The 24,250-nt window shown below is 40.7% G+C and carries 22 protein-coding genes; 14 read left to right on the top strand and 8 right to left on the bottom strand.

Annotated elements, in window-relative coordinates; genetic code table 11:
* Nucleotides 1-62: 62 nt before the first annotated feature.
* From IPP74_08450 to IPP74_08435, 4 genes are all read right to left on the bottom strand, one after another.
* On the bottom strand, nucleotides 63-950 hold the full coding sequence (locus tag IPP74_08450; protein MBL0319302.1) for a hypothetical protein: 888 nt from the start codon (nucleotides 948-950) through the stop codon (nucleotides 63-65).
* A 570-nt stretch (nucleotides 951-1,520) separates the two neighbouring features.
* The gene (locus IPP74_08445; GenBank protein ID MBL0319301.1) at nucleotides 1,521-4,640 is read right to left on the bottom strand and encodes an ankyrin repeat domain-containing protein; all 3,120 of its coding nucleotides are present in this window, start codon (nucleotides 4,638-4,640) and stop codon (nucleotides 1,521-1,523) included.
* Nucleotides 4,641-5,205: 565 nt separating this feature from the next.
* Nucleotides 5,206-7,068: a hypothetical protein gene (locus tag IPP74_08440; protein ID MBL0319300.1), complete on the bottom strand. Its 1,863-nt coding sequence runs from the start codon at nucleotides 7,066-7,068 to the stop codon at nucleotides 5,206-5,208.
* Nucleotides 7,069-7,260: 192 nt separating this feature from the next.
* Nucleotides 7,261-7,509: a hypothetical protein gene (locus IPP74_08435; protein MBL0319299.1), complete on the bottom strand. Its 249-nt coding sequence runs from the start codon at nucleotides 7,507-7,509 to the stop codon at nucleotides 7,261-7,263.
* Nucleotides 7,510-7,837: 328 nt separating this feature from the next.
* Here IPP74_08435 and IPP74_08430 point away from each other — a divergent pair, with 328 nt between their 5' ends.
* The 3 genes from IPP74_08430 (at nucleotide 7,838) to IPP74_08420 (ending at nucleotide 12,108) form a co-directional block, all read left to right on the top strand.
* Nucleotides 7,838-8,404, top strand: coding sequence for a manganese efflux pump (locus IPP74_08430; protein ID MBL0319298.1), 567 nt, complete (start codon nucleotides 7,838-7,840; stop codon nucleotides 8,402-8,404).
* 390 nt (nucleotides 8,405-8,794) lie between these two features.
* Entirely contained in the window at nucleotides 8,795-10,345 is a 1,551-nt protein-coding gene (locus tag IPP74_08425) for a hypothetical protein (protein MBL0319297.1), read from the top strand.
* Between the two features lie 8 nt (nucleotides 10,346-10,353).
* Nucleotides 10,354-12,108: a hypothetical protein gene (locus IPP74_08420; GenBank protein MBL0319296.1), complete on the top strand. Its 1,755-nt coding sequence runs from the start codon at nucleotides 10,354-10,356 to the stop codon at nucleotides 12,106-12,108.
* 12 nt (nucleotides 12,109-12,120) lie between these two features.
* Here the strand turns inward: IPP74_08420 and IPP74_08415 are convergent, their stop codons facing one another.
* On the bottom strand, nucleotides 12,121-14,211 hold the full coding sequence (locus IPP74_08415; protein MBL0319295.1) for a copper-translocating P-type ATPase: 2,091 nt from the start codon (nucleotides 14,209-14,211) through the stop codon (nucleotides 12,121-12,123).
* Nucleotides 14,212-14,794: 583 nt separating this feature from the next.
* On the opposite strand from IPP74_08415, the gene IPP74_08410 reads away from it, so the two are divergent.
* The 3 genes from IPP74_08410 (at nucleotide 14,795) to msrA (ending at nucleotide 17,184) form a co-directional block, all read left to right on the top strand.
* The gene (locus IPP74_08410; protein ID MBL0319294.1) at nucleotides 14,795-15,730 is read left to right on the top strand and encodes a DUF2167 domain-containing protein; all 936 of its coding nucleotides are present in this window, start codon (nucleotides 14,795-14,797) and stop codon (nucleotides 15,728-15,730) included.
* A gap of 15 nt (nucleotides 15,731-15,745) precedes the next feature.
* The gene (locus IPP74_08405; GenBank protein MBL0319293.1) at nucleotides 15,746-16,456 is read left to right on the top strand and encodes a site-2 protease family protein; all 711 of its coding nucleotides are present in this window, start codon (nucleotides 15,746-15,748) and stop codon (nucleotides 16,454-16,456) included.
* A gap of 77 nt (nucleotides 16,457-16,533) precedes the next feature.
* Complete coding sequence (gene msrA, locus IPP74_08400) at nucleotides 16,534-17,184, top strand: peptide-methionine (S)-S-oxide reductase MsrA (protein ID MBL0319292.1); 651 nt, start codon at nucleotides 16,534-16,536, stop codon at nucleotides 17,182-17,184.
* 1 nt (nucleotide 17,185) lies between these two features.
* Here the strand turns inward: msrA and IPP74_08395 are convergent, their stop codons facing one another.
* Nucleotides 17,186-18,091, bottom strand: a complete 906-nt coding sequence (locus IPP74_08395) for a LysR family transcriptional regulator (protein ID MBL0319291.1) — start codon at nucleotides 18,089-18,091, stop codon at nucleotides 17,186-17,188.
* A 106-nt stretch (nucleotides 18,092-18,197) separates the two neighbouring features.
* Between IPP74_08395 and IPP74_08390 the strand changes: the two genes are divergently transcribed.
* From IPP74_08390 to IPP74_08355, 8 genes are all read left to right on the top strand, one after another.
* Nucleotides 18,198-18,914: a pirin family protein gene (locus IPP74_08390; protein MBL0319290.1), complete on the top strand. Its 717-nt coding sequence runs from the start codon at nucleotides 18,198-18,200 to the stop codon at nucleotides 18,912-18,914.
* Between the two features lie 79 nt (nucleotides 18,915-18,993).
* Entirely contained in the window at nucleotides 18,994-19,785 is a 792-nt protein-coding gene (locus IPP74_08385) for a dioxygenase (protein ID MBL0319289.1), read from the top strand.
* Between the two features lie 162 nt (nucleotides 19,786-19,947).
* Nucleotides 19,948-20,178, top strand: coding sequence for a CsbD family protein (locus tag IPP74_08380; protein MBL0319288.1), 231 nt, complete (start codon nucleotides 19,948-19,950; stop codon nucleotides 20,176-20,178).
* A gap of 219 nt (nucleotides 20,179-20,397) precedes the next feature.
* Nucleotides 20,398-20,598 (top strand): hypothetical protein, encoded by a 201-nt coding sequence (locus tag IPP74_08375; GenBank protein ID MBL0319287.1) that lies wholly within the window; start codon nucleotides 20,398-20,400, stop codon nucleotides 20,596-20,598.
* Nucleotides 20,599-20,776: 178 nt separating this feature from the next.
* Nucleotides 20,777-21,037 carry a hypothetical protein gene (locus IPP74_08370; GenBank protein ID MBL0319286.1) on the top strand — a complete coding sequence of 87 codons (261 nt, stop codon included), beginning with the start codon at nucleotides 20,777-20,779 and terminating at the stop codon, nucleotides 21,035-21,037.
* A gap of 24 nt (nucleotides 21,038-21,061) precedes the next feature.
* Nucleotides 21,062-21,949: a YfdX family protein gene (locus tag IPP74_08365; protein ID MBL0319285.1), complete on the top strand. Its 888-nt coding sequence runs from the start codon at nucleotides 21,062-21,064 to the stop codon at nucleotides 21,947-21,949.
* Between the two features lie 195 nt (nucleotides 21,950-22,144).
* Nucleotides 22,145-22,303 (top strand): DUF3309 domain-containing protein, encoded by a 159-nt coding sequence (locus IPP74_08360; protein ID MBL0319284.1) that lies wholly within the window; start codon nucleotides 22,145-22,147, stop codon nucleotides 22,301-22,303.
* A 42-nt stretch (nucleotides 22,304-22,345) separates the two neighbouring features.
* On the top strand, nucleotides 22,346-22,645 hold the full coding sequence (locus IPP74_08355; protein MBL0319283.1) for a hypothetical protein: 300 nt from the start codon (nucleotides 22,346-22,348) through the stop codon (nucleotides 22,643-22,645).
* Nucleotides 22,646-22,697: 52 nt separating this feature from the next.
* Here IPP74_08355 and IPP74_08350 read toward each other — a convergent pair whose 3' ends face one another.
* Both IPP74_08350 and IPP74_08345 read right to left on the bottom strand, forming a co-directional pair.
* Nucleotides 22,698-23,432: a response regulator transcription factor gene (locus IPP74_08350; protein ID MBL0319282.1), complete on the bottom strand. Its 735-nt coding sequence runs from the start codon at nucleotides 23,430-23,432 to the stop codon at nucleotides 22,698-22,700.
* A 204-nt stretch (nucleotides 23,433-23,636) separates the two neighbouring features.
* Complete coding sequence (locus tag IPP74_08345; protein ID MBL0319281.1) at nucleotides 23,637-24,176, bottom strand: SRPBCC family protein; 540 nt, start codon at nucleotides 24,174-24,176, stop codon at nucleotides 23,637-23,639.
* Nucleotides 24,177-24,250 lie beyond the last annotated feature (74 nt).

Genomic DNA, 24,250 nt, shown 5'->3' with positions numbered 1-24,250 from the left:
CTCACGTTAAAAACCCCTTATATGACAGGAGTTTTTAACGTGTTTTGAATATGGATAATAATCTATGAAGAGATACCCTGAGCCTGAGATTGTGGAGCAATCTTATTCAATTCGTTTTTGGTAATCATTAAAAAATGAGTACCACGTTCTGGATCAACTTGAATCATTTTTTCTTTATTTGTATATTTATCTTGATTTTCTGTATGAAATTTCTCTGCAGCTTCAGGTGTATCAAATTCAAATCTGTATAAAACAACCGTATATGCTTTTTTTATGAATTCCTGAGGAACTACAGAAGCAACTCCTGGCACGGTAATAGTAGGTGATACCTGTGAGGCATAACTGTTAGCAGGCGTGGGAATCTTAGAAGAATGTCCCGCTACACTTTCTTCTTTTTCGTTTTTACTTTCAGAAAAACCTGAAGGTCTGACTACATTAGTATTCGCACTCTTAATATCTACTGTTTTTTCATAAGTTCCAGTTTCAACAACAACATAAGGCGTCGTATCTTTAATAAGCGAACCTGTTTTATAAAATTTCAGTTCATTCACAAAGAAATGCTCTATCTCATCAGCCGGTACACCAGTAAATTCAAGACCAGAATCATTTGGATGTTGTTTAGTGTACATCACAGCTTTTTTACCAAAACATCTTTGAAACGCTCCGTCCAGAGCTTCAGCACTTGGACCATCTAAAAAGATATTCGCGTAAGCATCATCTAGAAGACGGACAACAACCGTGCCGTTTTCATTTAATTTTATATTTATTTGCTCTATTAATTTTTCAGAAAACCCTGCTCTTTCTTCATTATTATCGCGATCTTTTCCTCTAATTTTATTTGCGACACTACTAATTTTAGAAGTTAAAAATTTTATTCCAGATTTCTTCTTTTCGTTTTGGTCTTGATTTCTGCCTTCTTCTTTTCTGCCTTCATCTTTTCTTTTTGACATATTTTTAGTCCTTTAATAAGTTTAAAACAATGAACAAACGCAGTATACTAAGTAAGTGTTGTGAATATTTATCAAAATTAGGATAGTGCTCAATTTAGGTGAGAATTGGGGTAAAGAACATACCGTTGTCCTGCGCTCTTGGCAAAATAATTAGGACGCATTGACCAACTTCTTCAAATAGGAAGACCATATCCGAAAAATCATCTACACCACAAATGCTGTATAGGGAACACACCGGATGATACTCAAATATACCAAAACTAACGCTCCTTTTACTTCTGAAAACGCATTGATCAAATTGGTCTATTGTGCCTACAGAAGATTCTGCTAAAATAGACAGTGCCTGTCGCTAATTTGACTACTACCGTCTCTCAGCTCAATCGCCCCTATAATGGCAGAATCCACGCTTAACATTGCTTGACACAGTTTAATGAATAGTCTGTGTCATCTGTTGGCAATTATGGTTCGCGCAAGCCTTCTAAGCTGAGTGTCCGGGGGGAAGAATCCCTTTAGGCACACCATTTTTCTAAGCGTTTTTAGCTTATCATTTGAGCAGCCAGCCTATAATTATTATAATGCTGAAAATGCTGGACCCTGTGACTTTTTAAAGCGCTCCTTTCCTAATTTGGTGGTAGATTGATCTCCATCCCTGATTTTCTCGTATTTTTCTGTATCTGCTCTCTGCATTTCCGAGAGTTTATCTTTAATCTCCGCCTTTTTGCCGCGAACACCGTTCTCTCTTATAAGGATTTTTTGAACAACTTTCGACTTATTAGCATCGCAACCTCTCTTAGCATGGTCTAGTGGCGTAAAGCCAGCTTCATCGGTGGCATTAATAGAAGCACCACTCTTAATTAGCAGCTCAACAATCTTATCTTTGCCTAATATTGCAGCATGGTGCAAAGCTGTGGCACCACATACATCTTTAACATCGCAAGAGACTTTATGTTTAAGCAGCTCACTAACGGCTTCGTCGTTTTGGTATAAGACAGCAAAATGAAGCGGTGTACGTCCAAACAGATCTTGTTTTGAAATATCCAGTCCTTTTTTAATCCATTCGCTGAGACACTTAAGACTCTCTTTATCCACAACGTGATGATGGAGTTTATTTCGGCCCAGTCCATCACAAGGGTATGCCTTTTCGATTAAATCCCTAAGCTTAGTATTTTGTTCTTTGCCAGCCATCGCAAGCGGAGTCTTGCCTTTGTAATTTTTGATCGCAACATCTGCTCCGACACCATAGAGAGCCTCGATAATAGATGGTTCGTTTTTCAACACAGCCAAATGCAGCGGGGTATTACCTTTATTATTTACAATATCAACAGCAGCCCCTTCTTGTAGAAGAAAAATCACAAGCTCTGGGGATCCGAAGCTTACAGCCAAATGCAGGGCTGAGTTTCCGGCATACGACTGTTCATTAATACCAGCACCTAATTCAAGAATTAAACCAAGAATAGTGTAAATATCGTCGACACGTCTATTTTGCTTAATCATACGGTGTAATAGCGTGTTACCGTTACCGTCGCGATAATCAATAGGCGCACCTTGTGCAATCAGTTTTCTACATTTGTCGTAATCTTTGTTATGCATAGCTAATTCTAATGCTTCACTATCAAGAGAGTTTACCGCATCTATTGCCAAGAATGACGCTAACCTTCGCCCCCCATAGGTAAGGCCAGGGATTTTCGCCGTCTCTGCTAGCCGACGAAGGCAGGCAGTGTCTCTAGTAGCACCTAGCTTAATTAACGCAAAGAAGGCCTCGAAATTACACGTGATTAAGGCATGACGTAGTGGTGTATCGTCAACATTACAACCATATGGACCAGTATTGATTGACTCTGAAAAATTATTTTCAATATTAGCGTTCAAGCCATGAAGGAATTTAATTGATGGGACTATATGAGATTCGGGTTGAAATAAAGCCATAAATTTGGACGCACAACCATCCAGTCTCCCATCGTTTAAATCTCCGATCGGACTGGAAGCCTCAATAAGTGATGAGATTTTTTCGTTATCATCGTATCGAAAGCTCCATAAAATACTTTCTATTAATGATTTATAGCCAAAATTTCCTCCAAAATCTTTACATTGTTTGGTCCTTTCATCATACTTCAGAAATAGTTCAGCTGCGGCGAAGTTTCCATTTATAAGCGCACGATAAAAGGGTAAATCGGTTACTCTTTCGTTAGAATAATCGTTAAGCATCTGAGTGGAATCGCTGAAAATGGCTCCTTGGGAAACAAGATGTTCGATCATCTCTACACTGGCAAAAGGAGCTATTAATAAAAACAAATTTTCACTAACTGGATTGCCGAATCCAGGCGGTAAAATGTATTCTATGTTTTCTTTAACATCTGCTCCCATATCTACGAGCATTCGTAAGGCAACTTCATCCCTATTCTGGATTGCACAATACATAAATTGATTGCGGTTAGATTGAAAATTTCCGTTGTTATGCTTGAAAATATCAAGATCATTCGAAAATAAAGTTTTAAAGTTTTCATAGTCTTTCTCATGGATAAAATGCGATCCAATTGCTTGTATTAATTGGTTATATTTTGATAGGTTCTCTGGATCTTTAATATTCAACACGCACTGAATCAATTCTTTAATCTTATTATTTGATATAAATCCAGCAGAATATTGCAGCGGTACTTTTTCATGAGTATGATTTCCCATGGGAGCAATAGGAAATGCTTCTCCCGCATAGAGTCGGGTACGAATGGGCTGATTAACCTCCGGAATAAAGTTTTTTACAGGTGCAACCGCCTTGTTCTTATCAATGCGGCTCGGATGTGCATTGATCAACGTGCTAGCCATCTTATATTTCCCCATTTTAATGGCTTCAACGTATAATCGTTGTGCATATTTAGCCACTTGCGAGCTTTGTGCGCCATGCTCTAAAAGTGCGATTGCCGCAGGAAACTTTTTGTGTTGCAGTGCAATATCAAGCGCTGTTTGATTCTCATCGCCATATTTGGCATTTATATCTCCACCAAGCTCTATAACATACTTCATAGCTTTAAAGTTTGCGAACTCTGCCGCCCTATACATAAGTGACAAGCGTGGTTTTCTGTTATTGAAAATTACCCCTGCTTTGATAAGCTTGATTAGTGCGTAATTAGATTTGTGTATGCAGGCAAAGACCAATAGATTTGTTTGTTCAGAATTGGAAAATTCATTTTCCCCGTGAAGCGCTTCAGGAAACGATGCAATGGCCTGTGAAAGTTTATCACGATCCTTCTCCCTGATGCAGCTTCTTATGAGCTCATACTTTTCTTTCAAAATTTGTTTGGGAGTATGTTCTTGCCACAACATTCTATCCAGAAAAACTTTTGCTGCTGAAATATTCAGCGCTAATTGGGCCTCTGCCATTGACGAAATAGACCAATTTTTTTTATTTACTAAATCCCGATGGTCTTCTATCAGCTTTTTGATGGTATCACCTGAGGCATATCTTGCTGCTAAAGATAAAATGTATTTCCTTTTTTTATTATCTGGCAATCCCATATTAAGAAGTAAAATAAACGCATTATCATTGTCATAGTCTAGGACTAGAGCCGTGATGTCTAAAAATAGTTGATATCTAGAGGAGCTACGAGTAAGAAGGATGTCAGATAGTTCTTTAAATAAGTCCATATCATTTGATTGAAGAGCTTTTTCAAACAGTTCTCTATAATGATTTTTCATGCTTTCTATGTCCTATAATAATTTTTAATTTACTTTATTATATTATTACATATACTACAGAACGCAATTTAATTAAAGTTTTTTTTAAATAACATATTTTTATTACTTTATACTGACACAGCGTGAATCATTGCGCATAAGCTCCCGACAAATGGTGTACACTGGATATGTTTTGGCAATCATTATAACCTCACCCACCATTATTTTACAAAAATAACTACAAGCTACAGCGTCAATACAAGTCGCTTATTTACATAAACGAATTAATCGAGCCAATAGGAGCAATCTTCTCTGGAGTGAAGTCTTAAATGGCTGTGCAAAAGGCAACTTCAAGCTCCTCTATTGAATCATAGATTTGGTTTCTGATGGCTCGACGCTTGAGCTATTGCCAGAATCTTTCCACGGGATTTAATCCAGGAGGACAATGAGCACATAGCCGGTTATCGTAAGCATCGTTAAACTCAATGAGGGTCTATTAATAACAAGACAATCTACCACTTGATTTATCATGATTCAAGACAAAACGAGCAAATTTATAAGTATTCCACTTATAAATTTACAATATTTACAACGACCGCTGTTTTTTACTAGAATTGTCAATCGATTGATTTTGCTTTCTTTTGCTCAAAAGGGACGGTGTGAGTGACAACGAATAGGCAAGATCAAGATACCCTTTAGCAAAATTTTTCCAATCTATATCTTTTTTAAGGCCACATCCCATATCAAAAAGTTTTGATCGCATGATATGCTTACAAGCATACTCTTCATTATGACAGTAATTTATATAATTATCCCTAATTTCAACATAGATATCATGTACGTTTCTCTTGCTTGCAGCGAGTTTTATAGCATAACGAATAGTGTCCTCGGATGTAAGACCAATCACATTCTTAAGCAAAACAAACATATTATTTTGCCGATCGCGCCAACACCAATGATATGTTTTGCCTTCCCATTCCATTATGGCTTTATCCAGAAAAGGTTTTAAGGATGCATCAGAATCTAGATAGACCATCAATTCCGTATTTCCTTCATGAATAGCTATCGTAGCCATATTCCGACAAACAGTCGATATTTCTGCTTTGCTCAACGAAGAATCATCACTCTGCTGTTCATTTATAAAATTAAAAACAGCTTTATAATTGTTAGTATCACGAATAAAACCTTGAAGCCATTGCGTATCAAGCACATTTCTTTTCGTGAATATGGGCGTGTCATCACCATCACACTCTTCTAATGCAACGCTGTCTTCTAATGCAACGCTTGGCTCTTGAGGTTGGACGACACATGTTTGAGCTGCAGAGAAAATAACCTCTGCAATCCCCCAATTTTCATGGCATACTTTATTTGACAAGAGCTCAACGAAGTCATTAAAGACATACTCACCCTCTTCTTTAGCCTGCAGCTCACAAAATGAATCAAGGGTATTAGGCTGATTTTCTCTTAATAAATCTTTCAAATATTCGATTGACTCTTTATTTTCAGTAAACGTTGCGCAGTGATAGAAATGCATAAAGTTTTGATAAAATGCATTTTTTTGCATTTGCGTTTCTAGGCTGATCATTCCCCATGTCTTAATCGTACCTAGTTTATTTTTTTCAATTAAATCGGCAATTGCTTGGCCTTCATTTAATAACCAAAAATCGCTAACACAAACATTATGATACTTTAGAAACGTCAATATCTTATCAATAATATCGTCATTGGCACCATCAAGAGCGGCTAACCATAATGCCTCTACCAGTGTCGCAAACCGATCATCTTCGCTTTCCTCAATGAAGGGATGTAATTGCCATGGCATGCTGGATAACAAAGACTGTTTTTTATCCGGTGGAATAGAATAGTGATTAAATTCACTCAATGCCTTTTCAAGAATATTAGTTTTCTGATCCATGACGGAGTAGTACATAACATTTAATATAAAATGCAACTTACCTTTAATATCACCACTCAATACATGCAGAAAACAATCCATGTTTTTTAAATTGTCATTTTTCACTAAGGTGGCTGCATACCAAGGCAACTCTTTAAGTATATCAGTTTTTATAATTGGTAAAAATGATATTTTTTCTAATAATTTATCTAAATAACGATCATCATTCACTATTAATAACGATCTCAATAATGTGTGTGGTTCCGTTTGATAAATTTCTTTAATTTTATCAACAATGCATCCAATTGCTAATTGATTTACCTCCGAGCGAGGCGCATTATTTCTATCCGTCAAACATTGTTGAAGATAATCATAATATGTATTGAGCATATTTGATTTTTTCGAATTAATAGTATAGTCTAATATCAGTCTCACTAGATGCTCGGTATTAGTAAAATGTAGAAATTCATTTACATTTAACTCAAGCGCATATTTAAAACTCTGTATATCCCCCATTCTGATATAGACTTCTGAATCTCTTAATAAAAATTTCATAAACTCATTTTATTCCACTAGATTATAATGGATATATTTATTATGTATTATTGTTTATAAGTCAATTATTAAATAACAACAACAGGCAACCGAACAACAATACAATTTACTTCATATTAATCAACATAATCATCTTTTCAATGATACGATTCACTGCGTAAACGATAACAAGAGGGCCTCCTGTTGTTCATATCAGAGATAGATAGAACCTACTGGCTCAGGACCAACATATTGGCTTGGATCAACAGCTCCATGGCCTTTACCAAAGGTGTAACCACCGGCAATGAGAGCAACTTGCTCTTCGTCATTCATGGCAATATGAATAAAAAATGCCCCATAGTGCCTATAATCTACTGGCCACCAAACTATATTGCTTGGACCACCCGTAGCTGTGTTTTTAAGTGTACCGTTAGAACATTGAGATTTTGTTACTGTTGTCATATTTTTCCCCTCATATACCCCCCTCCCCAGTTCTATTTTGTCACAACAACAGGACAGACAAAGAATTCAAAGCCGCAACTTTGGGTTGATAGAATTAATAATCGATATTGTATTAACATAACTTCAATGCACTTGCTTCCTGAAAGATAACACGCTATTTTGTAAACGTAATTGGGGAGTAGCCTCCTTTTGGGATTCAGCCAACATACTTGTGCGATGCACATGGTTGAATCGGCGCTTTGAGCGTTTGGCGAGACTGATGCATTTCTCAAGGCTTAAACTGGCAGCCTTGCGTTTTGTATTATCTGTAATGCCAGCTGGAGTATGTATGTCTCTCATTTCAAATACTATGTTAGCGTTCAGTATGTCTGCCGATGCCTTTGCTGCTGCAGTTAGCAAGGGGGTTATTCTTCGTAAGCCTAAATTCACCGAAGCGCTGCGGATAGGATTTATTTTCGGAAGCATTGAAACGCTTACACCTATTATTGGATGGCTTATCGGAATCCTTGCCAGCCGGTTTATTGAATCAATCGACCATTGGGTAGCCTTCATTATCCTTGCCATCATTGGTGGAAAAATGATCTATGAAGGACTAAAGCATGAAGATAAACCACGAGCGGAATCGCATCAATTACACATCTTGATACTCACGGCAATAGGGACCAGCATTGATGCGATGGCTGTAGGCGTATCACTTGCTCTTCTGGATGCTAATATCTGGATTACCGCAGCCATGATTGGTACAGCAACATTTATGATGGCTACACTGGGCGTTATGATCGGCCATTATATAGGTACTAAAGCAGGGCGAATTGCCGAGATACTGGGTGGATTGTGCCTCATAGCCATTGGTACCACGATCCTGTGCAAGCATTTAGGAATTATAAAAATTTAACTTTTTATGCAGCATCCCCCCCCTTCCGTTCTATACATTTATACCATTATCTCAGATGGTTTGTGGGGAAGTTGCTATTTTTTGTTTCTTTATCATGCGCAGCTCCTCATTGTTTGTTGAGGTAACAAGCAAACGCGTACGAAGGATCATCTGTTAGTAATGGGAAAACCAATGCAACATTGTTTTCATTGATGCCCGTTGAAGACGGATATTTTATGCAAATTGCTTCATCATGGACATGCGATGCTGCAGTGCTTGCATCATCGTAGCTGGCAGGTTATCCAGGGGCATGTCCAGCTGCGACAGTTTGCCACAGTGACATTTTGTCACATTCCCACATGAATTTTTATTGATACAATTTTGTTTCAACCAATGTGACAGGGAATCATCATGGTAGTGTCATTCGTGAAAAAATTTGCATTTAAACGACAGGATGCGTGGGGCACCAATAGTAAGCAGCATGGAATCATGCTTGACGAACAACGGATGGCTGAATCAGGGATGGCCCATGTGATTTCGCAAGTAACCGCATCCCAGGAAAACAGTGAAAATGTGAAATTACATCACCAAGAGACTCGCGCAAAGCGAGCCACTATGAGCCAGAAGCCACGCTCAAAAACAAAGGAAGAAGCCGCATTAGAAACCGCCATTGAAGCCTATTCCGTTGAACACTTACTAAAACGTCTAACCGAAGTCACGACTCTCGAAGAACTAGCCGCCATGACTCATGATTATGAAGATTTTCTCGTGGAGTGGAAAGATAAAATATCGCTTCTACGTAGCGAATCGCATTTGAAGGAATTCATGGCCATCTTTGCCGCCATACAGATGATGCAGCAATGTGCGCAGCATGGTCTTTTGGACGGCAGAATCATCGCTGAAAATATCCAGCAGCGCTTAGCAACACAGCAGCAAATGCTGCAAGAGCTGGCACAACAACGGCTGCAGCAAAATCTTCTCCTGTATAAGGCACAAGCTGCCATGCTCAATCAATTATTGCAGGCTGAAAATGCGTTGCTGGCAGCCCTGGAAGCCCTCAAAAATGATCCAGGCCAATTAAACCCAGAAGAACACCAGGAGGCCATCAAGCAACTTCAGGAATCAATAGAACGCCTACAGTCTTTGCGCGAAAACCTTGCACGCGACCCTTTGCTCGATGGTAATCTGGTCAAGCAAATGCTGGAAGTCACTCAACAACACATAAACCAATTGCTAGCAAATCAAGGTGTCAGTGATTCAGTGCGCCAGGCTCTAGAACAATCACAACAGGCTTTGCAACAAGCATCCTTCTATGCAGATAGATTCTCACAGCTGCAAACAAGACTGGCTGCTATAGATAGCCAGCAAATGACCTATATCCAATCAATGACTGCCATAAGCAACATGCCAAGCCAATTGTACGACACGTCGAATTCGTTTCAACCATCCATTCAAGCCATCGGTGTAGAACATCAAGCCAGCCAGGCCAATAACACGCCACAGTCTATTGCAAATTTCATTGCGGCGGAACAAGGCATCTATAACCAGGGGCAATCCATTCAGGCCACTACTCATTCGCACATGGAACAGCCTGCAACCGTGAATCCCGGATTAAGTGCTACACAATCAGTTTTACCCTTGATAGACATGAGTCCCCAACAAAACGCACATAATCTTGCGCATCAATCTCACATAATACAACCTTTAGAAAATAGATCATTTTCTGAACGACACACTGTAGCACAGCATAATGATCGTCAACAATCCGTATTCGCAGATTCTAAAGCATCCATTCCAATCAACTCAAACACACCAGCCAGTTTTGCCGAACAATTGGCAACCAGCGGAGTGACACGAAAGCAATTATTAGAAAACAACCAATCCAATACATCCGGCTTTGCGCAAGCCATTTTACAGCAAGCCGTTGCCAATACTGAAGGCATCGTCTGTACATGCCACTAAGGATGAATATGAAAACTCGTAAAAAAAATCTCTATGAAGAAGAATCACCCGCAATAGCCATTCCTAATAGTCTGGCAATCACGGATAACGTAGCTTCAACCCAACTGATAACAACCTTAATTGACGAACTTTCAACGCCATCTAGAATCAATGTCAAAACCGAACGTGTACAGCAGCTTTTTGATGAACTAAAGAGCCATACAATAGAATTTATATTGGTCTCAAGCACCGACGATACGTTTATCTATCGTCACCCTGATCATACGGATCAACAGGTTACCTATCGCAAAAATGCCAATGGCTCCTGGGATATTTTTCCTGGTCCAGGCGTCGATTGCATCATTCCCGATGACACACAAAGACAACTTGTCATTATCCAAAAAGGGCAACCTCAATTTTATGGAACCGGCCCCTTTCCGATGGTAAGAGTTGACCCAACAAGCATTAGGCCCGCTCCTGAAAAAAGAACGAGAAAGCCTGCTGAGGCAAAGGCTCACTCTACCAATCTCGAAGCAGAACCAACACCATCAAATACAGCATCCAACCCATTTCCTGAGTATAATATAAAAGAGGTTTGCACTCGTGTTCATAAAGAAGCATTACAGAGGATAGAAACACAATTTTCTCCCCATTTTGTTGCTATATACCGCATACCCACAGGTAGCCAGGACGCGTTTAAAACCATCATAGAAAAACTTCGCCATACCCAATGCCCTAAAACATTCTCGATGGATATGGCCAGAGCAATGAGCATGCTCACACAACAAGACGCAATGCTCCCACCTGCACTGGGCAGCCTGCCCCACACAAAAGGACAACATTGGTATAGTTGGTTTCAAGCCGATCATGGACACGCCATTGGAATGGAATTATCACAAACAAAACAATTGCAACTACTTGTCCCACAAGCACTCAGTCATGAAGAATATGCCGTATTCTCTATTCATAAAAACGATGCGCTCAGCCCCGGAGAAGTCTTATATTTGGGCAAGGGCGGCAACACCCAACTAGTGACTAAATCATGTTTTCCCGAAGGAACACCTCAGCTTAGTACGGACGTACGCATACTAGATCATGAACAAGAACAGACTTATTTAAGTGCATCAAGGGCAGAAGTTGATAGCTATATCAAAAATGGCTTGCCTGCCATCCATCATCGGGCATACACGCAGCCTAAACAATCGCGTCTTATTCAATCACCCGCGCCTTCACTTCAAAACAACCGTGATGAAACCTTCACTGGAAAAATTAAACTTAGCCGTGAAAAATCTGCATCCATTCTGGGCCTTCCATCTAATATCAAAATCTCCCCTTCATCCTTATATGAGTTACGTTGCGCCTTTAACGATGAGCATTGCTGGGGTAGCGACTTTGATGAGACCCATGCAACGGTTTATGTCCTTCAAAAAAGAGGAGTCGCATTTGCAGAAAAGGAGCTTTCTGGTACGCTGATTATTGAGGTATCTGGAAATCCTGGCGATGACGATTACTCCATTCGCATACGTTGCGGTTATAAAGCAGAAGGAATAGAAAAAGTCAGTGACGTTGATGCAACCATAACTGTGCACCATAAAGGTCAAGAATTTAGAGCAACAGTGAAGGATACAAACATCATATTTGACGCCTCAGCAACGAATACGCCGTACCTTAAAAGTTGCTGGAGTGAGATTATGTGCGTTGAAGGTTGCTGTGGAAATTATAGCGAAACCAATCAACACGAAATGCTCCATCCATCTACGGGTCGCCAGCGTGACGCATTTTAATACGCCACAACGTCATAATTTGGCAGAACGCAGCCTTAGTGAGTTGATAATGACCGATACCGAACTAAACGTCATGGCAGCGCTTGCTATTACCGGGCTCAACAACAATCCAAAGAATGGATAAAGAATACCTGCTGCCACCGGCACTCCAAGCACGTTATAGACAAAGGCAAAGAAGAGATTTTGTCTGATATTTTGCATCGTAGCCTGACTTAGGCGACGCGCACGCACAATGCCTAATAAATCGCCTTTAACTAAGGTGATGCCTGCACTTTCGATGGCCACATCCGTACCCGTTCCCATGGCAATTCCCACATGGGCTTGTGCAAGTGCCGGAGCATCATTCACACCATCACCAGCCATGGCAACTTTTCTGCCTTTTTCCTGGAGCTGGCGTATAATTTCACTCTTACGCTCAGGCAACACATCTGCCTCAATCTCATCAATAGCAAGCTGGCTGGCTATCGCTTGGGCGGTTATTACATTATCGCCTGTGAGCATCACAATATGCAACCCAAGCGCTTTTAATTGACGCAGTGCTTCAGCGGTAGTTGCTTTTATGGGATCAGCAACGCCAATCATAGCCGCTGGAACACCATCGACTGCAACAAACATAGTCGTTTGGCCTTTGAGACGTAATTGATCGGCCTGCTCAGTCAGTGGGCTTAGATCAATGTTGAGCGAAGACAGTAGCGCCGCATTACCCAGTGCAATGGTATGGCCGTCAATAATGCCCTGTACGCCCTTGCCTGTCATTGATAAAAAATTCACAACGGAAACAAGCGTTATGCCCTGTGCTTCAACCGCAGTGACTATGGCTGAGGCAAGTGGGTGTTCACTGTTTCTTTCAAGGCTTGCTATCCATTTCAAGATGAGGTCTTTATCAAAGCCCTTAAGCACAATCACATCCATTAATGTTGGTTTTCCTTCCGTAAGAGTGCCTGTTTTATCGATGATAAGCGTATCTACTTTTTCCATAATCTCCAGAGATTCGGCATTTTTAATCAGCACACCAGCAAACGCACCACGCCCAGTTCCTGCAATAATCGACATTGGCGTTGCAAGCCCAAGCGCACAAGGACACGCAATAATCAACACAGCAACCGCATTGACAATAGCATAAGCCAGTTTAGGTTCGGGTCCCCATATCCACCATGAGATAGCTGTTAACAGGGCAATGGCAATAATAATGGGCACAAAATAACCAGAGACACTATCAGCCAAACGTTGAATCGGCGCTCGCGTCCGTTGTGCTTTGGCTACCATTTCAACGATGCGTGCCAACATGGTTTCACTGCCCACATGCTCTGCACGCATGATAAAACTACCCGTGCCATTCAATGTTGCACCGGTTACTTTATCACCGACGTTTTTTTCTACAGGCATTGATTCGCCTGTAAGCATTGATTGATCTATAGTGCTGCTACCCTCAGTCACCACACCATCTACAGGTATCTTTTCACCGGGGCGCACGCGAAGAAGATTCCCTTTTTGTACCTGCGCAAGAGGTATATCTTTTTCCCTACCCATATCGTCAATCATCCGCGCCACCTTGGGAGCTAAATCAAGCAACGCACGCATAGCATTCGTAGTTTGTTCACGGGCTTTCAGTTCCAACACCTGGCCAAGAAGCACTAATGCCGTGATAACAGCAGCAGCTTCAAAATAAACAGCCAGCTTCATCCCACCTGCAAATTGGGCCATGATGTGTGGAAAAAGCGTCAGTATCACACTATAAAGATAAGAGACTGCCATACCCAGGGCAATCAGGGTAAACATATTGAAGCTACGATGCTTGATGGACGCGACCGCGCGTACAAAAAACGGCCACCCTCCCCACACGACCACAGGTGTTGCAACCACCATCTGCACCCAGTGTGAAATCGTTGAATCGACCCACCCATGAGGAAATCCAGGTATAAAATGTGCACCCATGACAAAAAATGCCAACGGCGCTGCAACTAAAGCCGATATCCAAAATCGACGCGCCATATCAACTAATTCGTGATTAACCACCGTGTCTTGCGAAAATGTTTCTGGTTCCAACGCCATCCCACACATGGGACAATGACCGGGCCCTTTTTGTTTTACCTGAAGGTGCATTGGACATGTGTAGATCACGTCACCATCTGAAGAACTATCACCCGAGTGTGTAACTGAGGGTGCATGATGATTAACATCCGATTTTGAATGACCACAACATTTTTTGGGAGAACCGTCGGGGAAATCAGGCATGAGATTATTTTCCTATAATAAACCATCTGCTCTCTATGTTTAATCGATTTATTTATCGTTTAAAAGGTATTTCCATGACTATTGATCATCTATTTAATGGTTTGTTTTTCCCTTGGGACAAGAATTAGGTTCAGATCCCTACAAAGGCTTATCAAATCGACTTCCCAGCAACCAAATGTTGCCACCGTGGCAATAGCTTCGGTCAATCATGGATAGCCGTGGTTTCCACATACCATCATCCTTATTTCTACAGGCTGCAACTTTGCTATAACACCGACCAACATACTATAGATATCAAGGCGTTCTCGCTAGCCATAGGCTATTGATAGATGAATATGAAACAACCTCATCTTATCGTATATTTCAATTACAAGTCATAAATTTTTCATAAAGCTTGACATTTATTAGTATTTTAATACAATACAACCCATTTAAAGCAAACCGAGGCGGCATGAATCTTCATATAAAACAAGGACTAATCACCAGCATATTGACTGTTATTATTATCATTTTTTACACCTCAACAGTTCGCGCACAGCCATTAATTCCCTCACCCCTTTTTTCACAGCAACCCGAATATCTAAAAGCACTGACGAATGCTACTCATGCTGCCATAACTGGTCCTGCTCATATTCCATTGCTGGATCAAGGTACCTTGACATTGCCTGTAGGTTATATTTTTATCCCTAAAAAAGAAGTAGCATCGCTGTTAAACATAAAAAGCCCTACTTTGGTAGGTGTTATCTTTCCAGCTAAAAACAAAACCAGCAAACACCAAGAAACATGGAGTATATTAATTGGATATCATCGCGTGGGACACATTAGTGATGAAGCTGCAAAGCAATGGGGTTCTGATGATGATCTAAAAAAACTGCAGGACTTAATCCAAAACAATAATACAACATTCACAAAAGATGGCATCCCCCCTCTGGAAGTCAGTGGCTGGATAGAAAAACCAATCTATAATGGGTCTTCCCATACCTTGAGATGGTCAGTACAAATGAATAATCGCTCCGCTGCTCCTTACGATGAACAAATGGTCAATTATAATATGTATATTTTAGGCAAAGAAGGCTATTTTGTCATGGGCCTGGTTGCACCGAGCTCATCGATAGGTCATATAAAACCACATGCGATTGAGTTGCTGAATTCCTTAGTTTATAATGACGGAAAACGCTATGAAGACTTTTCTGAACAAACCGATCGCGTTGCTCAATATGGCATTGCCACGTTGGTAACCGGTGTGGTTAATAAAAATGCAGGGCTATTGGATGAGGGACGTTCTTTAATAGAAAAATTTGGGGTATTAATTGTGATTGGTTTTATCCTCATTATTGCTAAAATTAATGGATTGTTTAGCTGGAAGTTCCACTTGCGAGGATTCTGACCCATCATGAAATTATTGATTCTCTTGCTTATTAATATCTTTAGTTATGCCAAACTTGGTAAAATTCTTCTATCTGCCAGTAGTATCATACTCTCAATCGGTACCTATGCTATGCTTTATGGATGGAGATATGCGGCTGGATTTGTCGCCTTAATCTTTTGTCATGAAATGGGACATTATTTGGCCGCTAAACAAAAAAAATTAAATGTAGGGCTACCGACGTTCATTCCTTTTTTAGGAGCGTGGATTCAGCTAAAAGAACAACCCATGAATGCCGAGGTAGAAGCCTATGTTGCTTATGCGGGACCATTCGTTGGCACGGTTGCATCCTTTGCCGTGTATTTTTTAGGAATGTCAAATGGCAATCATTTGCTAATCGCCTTAGCTCAAGCTGGATTCATCATCAATTTATTTAATCTCATTCCACTTCATCCACTGGATGGCGGGCGTATTACATCCGTAATATCGCCTCGTGTCTGGTTTGTGGGCGTTCCTTTGCTTGTTGCCGTCTGGTTTTATTTCCCAAGCCCTATCCTTATTATTATTGCGGTTCTCTCTGCCCCTCAATTAATCAAAGCCTGGAAATATGATCCTCATTTACCAGAGAATAAAGCTTATTATGCAGTTAAACTATCCACGCGAATTGAATATAGTGTGCTGTATTTAGGATTGGCCATCATCCTGGCCTTAATGATTGAAAAACTAACCACACATTTGGTGCAATAGATCTTCTATTGGTAAAGTATCTTACTTTATGACCGAAATGGTGTATCCTATCAATTCTTTGCACAAGGATTATTGCCATGATTCAAACAATGAAATATGTCTTTGCATTCATATCACTCATACTTACCGTTGGATTAAGTGCTCATGCCTTTGCGCAGGCAAAACAAAACACCCTTCATTCCTCAGGATCTATCGTCGTTGCCGGGGGATGTTTTTGGGGAATCCAAGCCGTGTTTCAACATACCAAAGGTGTTCTATCTGCAACATCTGGTTATGCAGGAGGACAATCCAACACAGCCTATTATGATATCGTCAGCGATGGCAACACTGGACATGCAGAATCGGTATTAGTGACCTATGATCCTAATCAAATTTCCCTAGATACATTACTCGATGTCTTCTTTATGGTAGCGCATAATCCTACGCAACTTAATTATCAAGGACCAGATCATGGAACACAATATCGTTCTGCTGTCTTTTATAACTCGCCTGCACAACAAAAAGTATTTGCGGCTAAAATTGCATCCCTTAGGCAAAGCACGTTATTTCCAGATCCCATTGTGACCACCATCGAACCTCTGAACCATTTTTATCCTGCCGAAGATTACCATCAAAACTATGCAACACTCCATCCGTATGACCCCTATATTGTGATCAACGATGCGCCCAAACTAATCACGTTGCAAAAAACATTTCCAGAGTTATATGTAAAAACCAAAAGTAAGTAAGTTATAAGCTAAGCGGCATGGCCTTACATGATTGCCCGATCCAATCCAGTAATAATTTTACCTTAGCTAAACGATAGCGGTTTGGCGGCATGAGTGCCGTGATTTGACGTTTTGGGTATGTTTCGTATTCGGGCAACACATGCACTAATTGCTGCGCTTTTAAATGGGTTGATATCGTAAATATCGGCAGGATCGCAATGCCTAAACCATCCAGGGCAGCCTGCAACATCATTTCGGTATTATTGGATCGAAAAACACCATCACCCCGAACCGTACCGATTGCTCCATTGTGATGCTGATAACGCCATTCCATAGTGGCTCCTTGATGTGTGTATGTAATAAGGCGATGTTGTTTTAACTCTGCCGGCGTTTTCGGTATTCCATGTGCATCAATATAAGAAGGAGATGCCACCGGTAACACAGCACAATCGCCTAAATGTTTGGAAACCAAGGTTGAATCGTTCAAAACACCAATCCGTATCACAACATCATATCCATCAGCTATCACATCTACCATTTTGTCATCCAATATCACTTCCATGGTAACGTGAGGATTTTGTTTAGCAAATCCAGCCAGTACCGGCAATAAATGCGCCTGCCCAAACGAAAGAGGAACGTTCACTTTAAGCAATCCTTTGGCCGTGGTTTTCATGTCGTGTAATTGCTCAGCGGCTTCTTTCAACTCCTCAACCGCATGGCGTGCCCGTTCATAATAGACAGCCCCTTCTTCCGTAAGCGTAACGAGCCGAGTTGTACGGTGAAGCAGCTTTACTCCCAGTTCATCCTCAAGCGCCACCACCTGCTTACTAGCTGCAGGACCGGTAATGCCAAGATTTTGTGCCGCTTTAGCAAAACTCTGTAATTTGGCAACTTCCAAAAAAATAGACAGGCGACCCAGTGTTTGCATATTAATAACCATTTGGAACTAATCAATTAACATTATTCAATATTAACATTTGTATTGGAATGAGTCAAACTAGCCTTATAACTAAACCAGTTTAAGGAGTTGATAGATGATACATCTCTATCCATATGAAACACTGGGCCATGCCGATCACGGCTGGCTTAATGCGCGACACCATTTTAGCTTTGCCCGTTATTGGAATCCAAAACGCTTAGAGTTTGGTGCATTACGCGTGGTAAACGACGACCGCATTGCCGCTGGCAAGGGTTTTGGCGCACATCCACATAACAACATGGAAATCATCACCTATGTTAAAAAAGGTGCCATATCGCACAAAGACAGTATGAAGAATGAAGGTCGCACCAAAGCCGGTGATGTTCAGGTGATGAGTGCTGGCACAGGTGTATTCCACTCGGAATATAATGCTGAACCAGAGGACACCACTTTGTACCAAATCTGGATTGAGCCTAATGAGAAAAATGTAGCGCCGCGGTGGAAAGCCAAAGAATTTCCTAAAGAACCAGTAACCGATAAACTTGCCGTATTGGTTTCGGGTCAAGCCCAACATGCAGGAAAAAATGCACTCTTTATCCATCAAGACGCAGCCATTTATGGTGGCACCTTAACCAAAGGAACCGTGATTACACAACCCATTAAACATCAGGCTTATATCCTGGCATCAGTAGGCAATTTTACGATCAATGGGATGCAGATGCAGCAAGGCGATGGCGCTGAAGTCACAGGTGAATCGATTATCACCATCGCCGCCACCAGTGATGCAGAAGTCCTTGTGATAGATGTACCAGCGCAATCATTATCTAACTAACCCATCGAATAAAAAAGCAGAATATCAGACAAATACTACATCGCCGCTAGCGGCTCCCCACAAAGATTAATTTGGTTATATGAATTCTACGCATCTTCCCTCACTCTTTATCTCGCACGGCTCGCCTATGTTGGCATTGGAAGACGCTCTAACCTCACAATTTTTGCGCCGACTTAGCACACGCATATCCAAGCCACGCGCTATCGTAATAGCATCGGCCCATTGGGAAACAGATGACCCCATGCTCACAGGTGCCTCGCTTCCAGAAACCATTCATGATTTTTATGGTTTTCCTAAAGCGCTTTACGCATTACATTATCCCGTCCCTGGTAATCCAGCACTTGCCAATCAGGTTCGTTCGTTATTGGTTACACACGGATTTAAAGCCGAGATTGATCCTTCACGTGGACTTGACCATGGTGTATGGAACCCCTTGCTCCTGATGTACCCCAATGCTGATGTTCCTGTTATTGAATTATCCGTACAGCCTCACAAAGATGCACAATGGCATTATCGTATTGGCCAGGCTCTTGCTTCCCTTAAAAAGGAACATATCTTAATCATAGGTACTGGTAACTTAACACATAATTTGAAAGAAGCCTTTCATGGTCACCATCTTCATACTCCCGAATGGGTTAACCACTTCTCTGCATGGGTGGAAGAATGCGTGCTAAAGGATGATATCGAAAGCTTGCTTAAATGGCACATATTAGCTCCCTATGCCAACGAAAATCACCCAACACCCGAACATTTTCTACCGTTCTTTGTTGCTTTAGGTGCCGCTGGCATCCCATTACAAGCACAGCATCTGCATAAAGACGTAGCCTTAGGCGTACTTGCCATGGATGCCTATGCCTTTGGCGCTTTTTAACCTGCTGACCGATTAGTATTTATCCATATTCTTTATCGTTTTCTTATCATTCCGAACATAAGTCCTGTCGCTTCTTTATTGAGAAGAAAACGATAATACAGAGTGCCTTAAATGCACACATTGTCTTTGACAATGTTAACCATAAATTTCAAGGAGATTTTTATGAATCAAGAACAAGTAGACGGAAAATTTACACAACTCAAAGGTAAAATCAAAGAAACCTGGGGTAAGTTAACCGACAACGACGTTACCCTTTTTAACGGTCAACGTGATCAATTCTTAGGCAAATTAAAAGAACATTATGGCCTGGGCAAAGAAGACGCTGAAAAGAAAATTAAAGAGATGGAAGATGATGTTGAACACAACCAAAAACATGATTCAAAAACTTCATAATCATTGATCCCCGTATTCGAAAATCGCCCGGCGCAGACAATGAGCCGGGCGATTTTTTATAGCTACCATCTTATATAAAATCATAATCTTTACGAAAATATTACGACTCATCATTATTTCTACATAGATTCATTATACACTAATCTGTAGCCTTCATTGTGTTGAGAGTATTTCTCTTCGAGTAACACGGCTCAACTTCATACTTTTAAGGAGATTGATATGACTAACAATCAACCTAATACTAATCAAAATCAAAATCAAAATCAAAATCAAAATCAAAAAAACGACCAAGCTGCGCAACAGCCGATCGTTGCCGAAAGCAAAGTAGACAATGCAAAAACTCCTAATACGAATAATGCACCTGCTAAGCCTGGCAATAACCAAACTGTTAAACCTAACAATGCCCCTCAAAATCGTTAGGTCTAAGCAATTTGTTGATCGACCCAAGAAAGCCGGACCTAGGTCCGGCTTTCTTTTGATTGTATCCTACATTTGAATCTTTATAGATTTCTTACATCCATCTTATTTTTCCATATCGAAAAACAACACTATACCTCCTACCCTAAAATCTCATTCACCCATTTAAAAGGAGTATTCCATGGCTAATCAATCATCAGCAAAAATTTTTACAATCACTCTACTAATTGCCGTTGTTGCCGTCATTGGCTATTACGTACTCAATGCTCCTGATCGTCGTACTGCAGGCCAAAAAATTGGCGATGCTGTCGATGAATTACCTAATGGCGCCGATAAAGCCGCTCGACAATTAGAAGACCGTACACCAGGCGATAAACTTCATGATGCAGCAAACAATGCTACTGATGACGTTAAAAAAGCAACCAATCAACCACGTAACTAACCCCCTCACTAAGGAGAGACTCCGATGAAAACACATCCATTACTTATCACAACCATTCTAAGCACAAGCTTGATTTTGAGCGCTGCTGCTTCATCTTTGGCTGCCGATATCACAACTGGTACCGTAGGAACAGCGACCAAACCTATCAGCAACGAAACCATAAGCAACCCTCGTATCGCTGCAAGCAGCTTTGTCGAACATATCAATTATGCTCGAGTGGCGCTTGCCATGAAAAACACCGACTTAGCCAGACAACATCTGGTTCAGGCACACAACCTGATCACGGTGATTAAACATTCAACCATTGAACATCGTCGTGTTACCCAGGTTGAATCCGGTCGTATCATTTATCAATATGATACAGAATATAAATATCACTATTTCCCCATTGAAACCGGTCCAGTTCAAGTGAAAAAAGTCAGTAGCGGCCCTATCTGGGCAGTCAATGACCTTGCCGTCACCGATGCGGATATTGTTTATCTTACGCTTGATTTAACAGGCGATAAAGCAGATTCGTTTCTTAGAGATGCAGACACCGCGATCACAAACGGTAAACTCAAAGAGGCAGATAATCAACTTGCCATGTTAACAGATGCGGTGGTTAAAATAGATAGCCAGGTATCGGTTCCTAGCGATAAAGCACATGATAATATAGCGCTCGCCCGCAATTTTATTGCTGGCAAAAACTATACTGGTGCTCGTTATGCCTTAAAACATGCCGATGAAGCACTTAATGAAATGCAGGATAATGCCAGCTATAAAGCTTATCGTCCTGATATTATCAACATGCGTAAAGACGTAAGTGACCTACAGAACTATATCGACAAAAAAGATCCAACCATGATCGAGAAAACCGATAAAAAGTTTGAAAAATGGGGTAAAGAATTGAAACGTTGGTCAGCACGCCGCTAATCACTTCGCATTTCTATTCCTATCTAAAATGCGCCATTTCAAACGAAATGGCGCATTTTTTATAGGCTTGAGAGGGCAACCTCCCTGAACCCAATTATCTTTATAATTTCCTTATTTTGCCATACTTAACTCATATCGCATTTTTATACCCCTTCTGTCATTGTGATCCATGGTATCTCACAAAGGAGATTTTTTATGTCTGTATCAGCAATCGTGTTAATTATTCTAATTCTCTTTTTGGTGGGAACTCTGCCAACATGGCCGCACAGTAAGAACTGGGGTTATTATCCCAGTGGAGGTATGGGGCTACTTGTTATCATCCTTCTTATCTTGCTACTAGCCGGCCGTATCTAGCGACATCGTATACAACACTTTCTAATTAAAAAGGACTATCCCATGAAAACGAATTTATCCATTTTAACGGCTCTTTCAGTACTAGCATTAACGCTTAGTGCATGCGCAGAAGATCGCCCCCAACGCACCGTACTAGACCAAGCTCCTGGTACATACGAAAGAACCGTGAGTTCAACGGATGCGCAAGGAACCACAACTGAGAAACAATCATCAACGGAGGTGAGCGTTGACAAAACCGGCAAGAAAAAAGCCGTGGTTAAATCCAAAACAACAAAAGACCCCAAGGGGTTGTTTAATAAATCAACAACCAATGAAACTGAACAAGAAATAGAAGAAAAATAGTTCCAGTTTCAGCTAAGCATTCATTCATCCAAAAAAGGCATAAATCAGCGATTTATGCCTTTTTCTTTTCTAGATATTCATCTTCAATTTCAATTGGAATCGTTTCCATGCGATAACCAATGCCTGGCTCTGTTACAATAAAAACAGGTATAATAGCATACTCTTCTATTTTCTTACGAATCTGACCAATATAAACGCGTAAATAAGTGGTATCTTCATCATGCGATGCGCCCCACACTTTTTTGAGGATCTCCTTATGCGTAAGCATTTTACCTCGATTAATCATAAAATGACGAAGCAAATCATATTCCTTGGGCGTAAGCCCTACTAATTTATCATTAAAATACACTTCGTGCCTTACCAAATCCATACGCAAAGGACCATTATGCAATTCTGGTTCCCCTACCTCATGGACAGCAGATGATCGCAGAGACACATTGATGCGTGCCAGGAGTACATCCACATTAAAAGGCTTGGTTATATAATCATTGGCACCCAAATTCAGTGCAGCAACGACTTCCTCATCCGATAAGCGTCCAGATAGGACAATAATAGGCACATGTGACCATTCCCGAATAGCAACAATTACCTCCTTGCCATCCATATCTGGTAATCCCAGATCAAGCAATATTAGATCTGGCTTAATGGACACACACAGACGTATCGCCTGTTGGCCATTATCACATTCAACAATTTTTAAATTTTCATCATCTAAAACAATGCCCAACATTTTTCGGACATGTGCTTCATCGTCAACAACAAGAATAGTGTTTTTCTTTTTGTGCATTATATGTCCCCCGAACGCAACTCTATAATTTAAAAAGATATTATTCCCGCAAAGCTGCGCACACTAATCTTTTATCAGAAAAATGCTAATTATGATAGATAAATCATTAGAATTGCCCAAATCATTGCCTACAAAGAGCATCTATAACTAATGTCACCCCCCTCTATACTTATTAAATATATAGCCTACAGGACCTTTAAACCATTATTCTTTTGTTGGCGCCTCTACCGTTCCTTTCATGTTGGTGAGACCTTTTTCAAACATGCCACCCACCATTTTATCGCAATTCATCACCAGGTTCATCGCTTTACCTATGAAATCATTTTTTCCATACATACTCCACGTCACCTCAGTTTGGTTGCCCTTGGCTTTAAACGTAAATTCTGCGGTATCTGTAGCAGCGAATGGCTTTAGAAATTCAAGTTTCATACGCACTAAATCACTGGGGCGGCTTTCGATAATAGTCATGCTACCTACCCCGACTTCTCGATTGCCTTCCCAACGCAAAACAGCACCCACTCCCGATTCGGGTCCCTCAAACGTATTTTTTTGATTTGGATCGAGTTTTGCCCATGGCGACCAGGCACCCCATTTATGAAAATCATTCACTTGCTCAAACACCACAGGCGCAGGGGCCGACATGGTCATAGTCCGCGAAATACGAAAATCAGCTGGCTGCATACCAACCACCATAACAAATCCGATCACAGCTACCGCAAGTATTGTTAACATTATTTTGAACATAAAAACTTCCTTCTTGTAAACGAACGTGCTAAAAGCTAAACAAAAACACCTCTTTTGCACCACCACAGGAATAC

It is taken from the genome of Alphaproteobacteria bacterium (assembly GCA_016722515.1).
GTDB lineage: Bacteria > Pseudomonadota > Alphaproteobacteria > Rickettsiales > JADKJE01 > JADKJE01.
This window is presented reverse-complemented; position numbering and strand designations above follow the sequence as displayed.

What these genes read in the sequence shown, in the direction of transcription:
- IPP74_08445 (MBL0319301.1), bottom strand. Translation starts at nt 4,640, where the DNA reads ATGAAAAATCATTATAGAGAACTGTTTGAAAAAGCTCTTCAATCAAAT.
- IPP74_08430 (MBL0319298.1), top strand. Translation starts at nt 7,838, where the DNA reads ATGTCTCTCATTTCAAATACTATGTTAGCGTTCAGTATGTCTGCCGAT.
- msrA (MBL0319292.1), top strand. Translation starts at nt 16,534, where the DNA reads ATGATTCAAACAATGAAATATGTCTTTGCATTCATATCACTCATACTT.
- IPP74_08420 (MBL0319296.1), top strand. Translation starts at nt 10,354, where the DNA reads ATGAAAACTCGTAAAAAAAATCTCTATGAAGAAGAATCACCCGCAATA.
- IPP74_08360 (MBL0319284.1), top strand. Translation starts at nt 22,145, where the DNA reads ATGTCTGTATCAGCAATCGTGTTAATTATTCTAATTCTCTTTTTGGTG.
- IPP74_08375 (MBL0319287.1), top strand. Translation starts at nt 20,398, where the DNA reads ATGACTAACAATCAACCTAATACTAATCAAAATCAAAATCAAAATCAA.
- IPP74_08355 (MBL0319283.1), top strand. Translation starts at nt 22,346, where the DNA reads ATGAAAACGAATTTATCCATTTTAACGGCTCTTTCAGTACTAGCATTA.
- IPP74_08425 (MBL0319297.1), top strand. Translation starts at nt 8,795, where the DNA reads ATGGTAGTGTCATTCGTGAAAAAATTTGCATTTAAACGACAGGATGCG.
- IPP74_08385 (MBL0319289.1), top strand. Translation starts at nt 18,994, where the DNA reads ATGAATTCTACGCATCTTCCCTCACTCTTTATCTCGCACGGCTCGCCT.
- IPP74_08350 (MBL0319282.1), bottom strand. Translation starts at nt 23,432, where the DNA reads ATGCACAAAAAGAAAAACACTATTCTTGTTGTTGACGATGAAGCACAT.
- IPP74_08365 (MBL0319285.1), top strand. Translation starts at nt 21,062, where the DNA reads ATGAAAACACATCCATTACTTATCACAACCATTCTAAGCACAAGCTTG.
- IPP74_08410 (MBL0319294.1), top strand. Translation starts at nt 14,795, where the DNA reads ATGAATCTTCATATAAAACAAGGACTAATCACCAGCATATTGACTGTT.
- IPP74_08380 (MBL0319288.1), top strand. Translation starts at nt 19,948, where the DNA reads ATGAATCAAGAACAAGTAGACGGAAAATTTACACAACTCAAAGGTAAA.
- IPP74_08370 (MBL0319286.1), top strand. Translation starts at nt 20,777, where the DNA reads ATGGCTAATCAATCATCAGCAAAAATTTTTACAATCACTCTACTAATT.
- IPP74_08395 (MBL0319291.1), bottom strand. Translation starts at nt 18,091, where the DNA reads ATGCAAACACTGGGTCGCCTGTCTATTTTTTTGGAAGTTGCCAAATTA.
- IPP74_08415 (MBL0319295.1), bottom strand. Translation starts at nt 14,211, where the DNA reads ATGCACCTTCAGGTAAAACAAAAAGGGCCCGGTCATTGTCCCATGTGT.
- IPP74_08345 (MBL0319281.1), bottom strand. Translation starts at nt 24,176, where the DNA reads ATGTTCAAAATAATGTTAACAATACTTGCGGTAGCTGTGATCGGATTT.
- IPP74_08450 (MBL0319302.1), bottom strand. Translation starts at nt 950, where the DNA reads ATGTCAAAAAGAAAAGATGAAGGCAGAAAAGAAGAAGGCAGAAATCAA.
- IPP74_08390 (MBL0319290.1), top strand. Translation starts at nt 18,198, where the DNA reads ATGATACATCTCTATCCATATGAAACACTGGGCCATGCCGATCACGGC.
- IPP74_08435 (MBL0319299.1), bottom strand. Translation starts at nt 7,509, where the DNA reads ATGACAACAGTAACAAAATCTCAATGTTCTAACGGTACACTTAAAAAC.
- IPP74_08440 (MBL0319300.1), bottom strand. Translation starts at nt 7,068, where the DNA reads ATGAAATTTTTATTAAGAGATTCAGAAGTCTATATCAGAATGGGGGAT.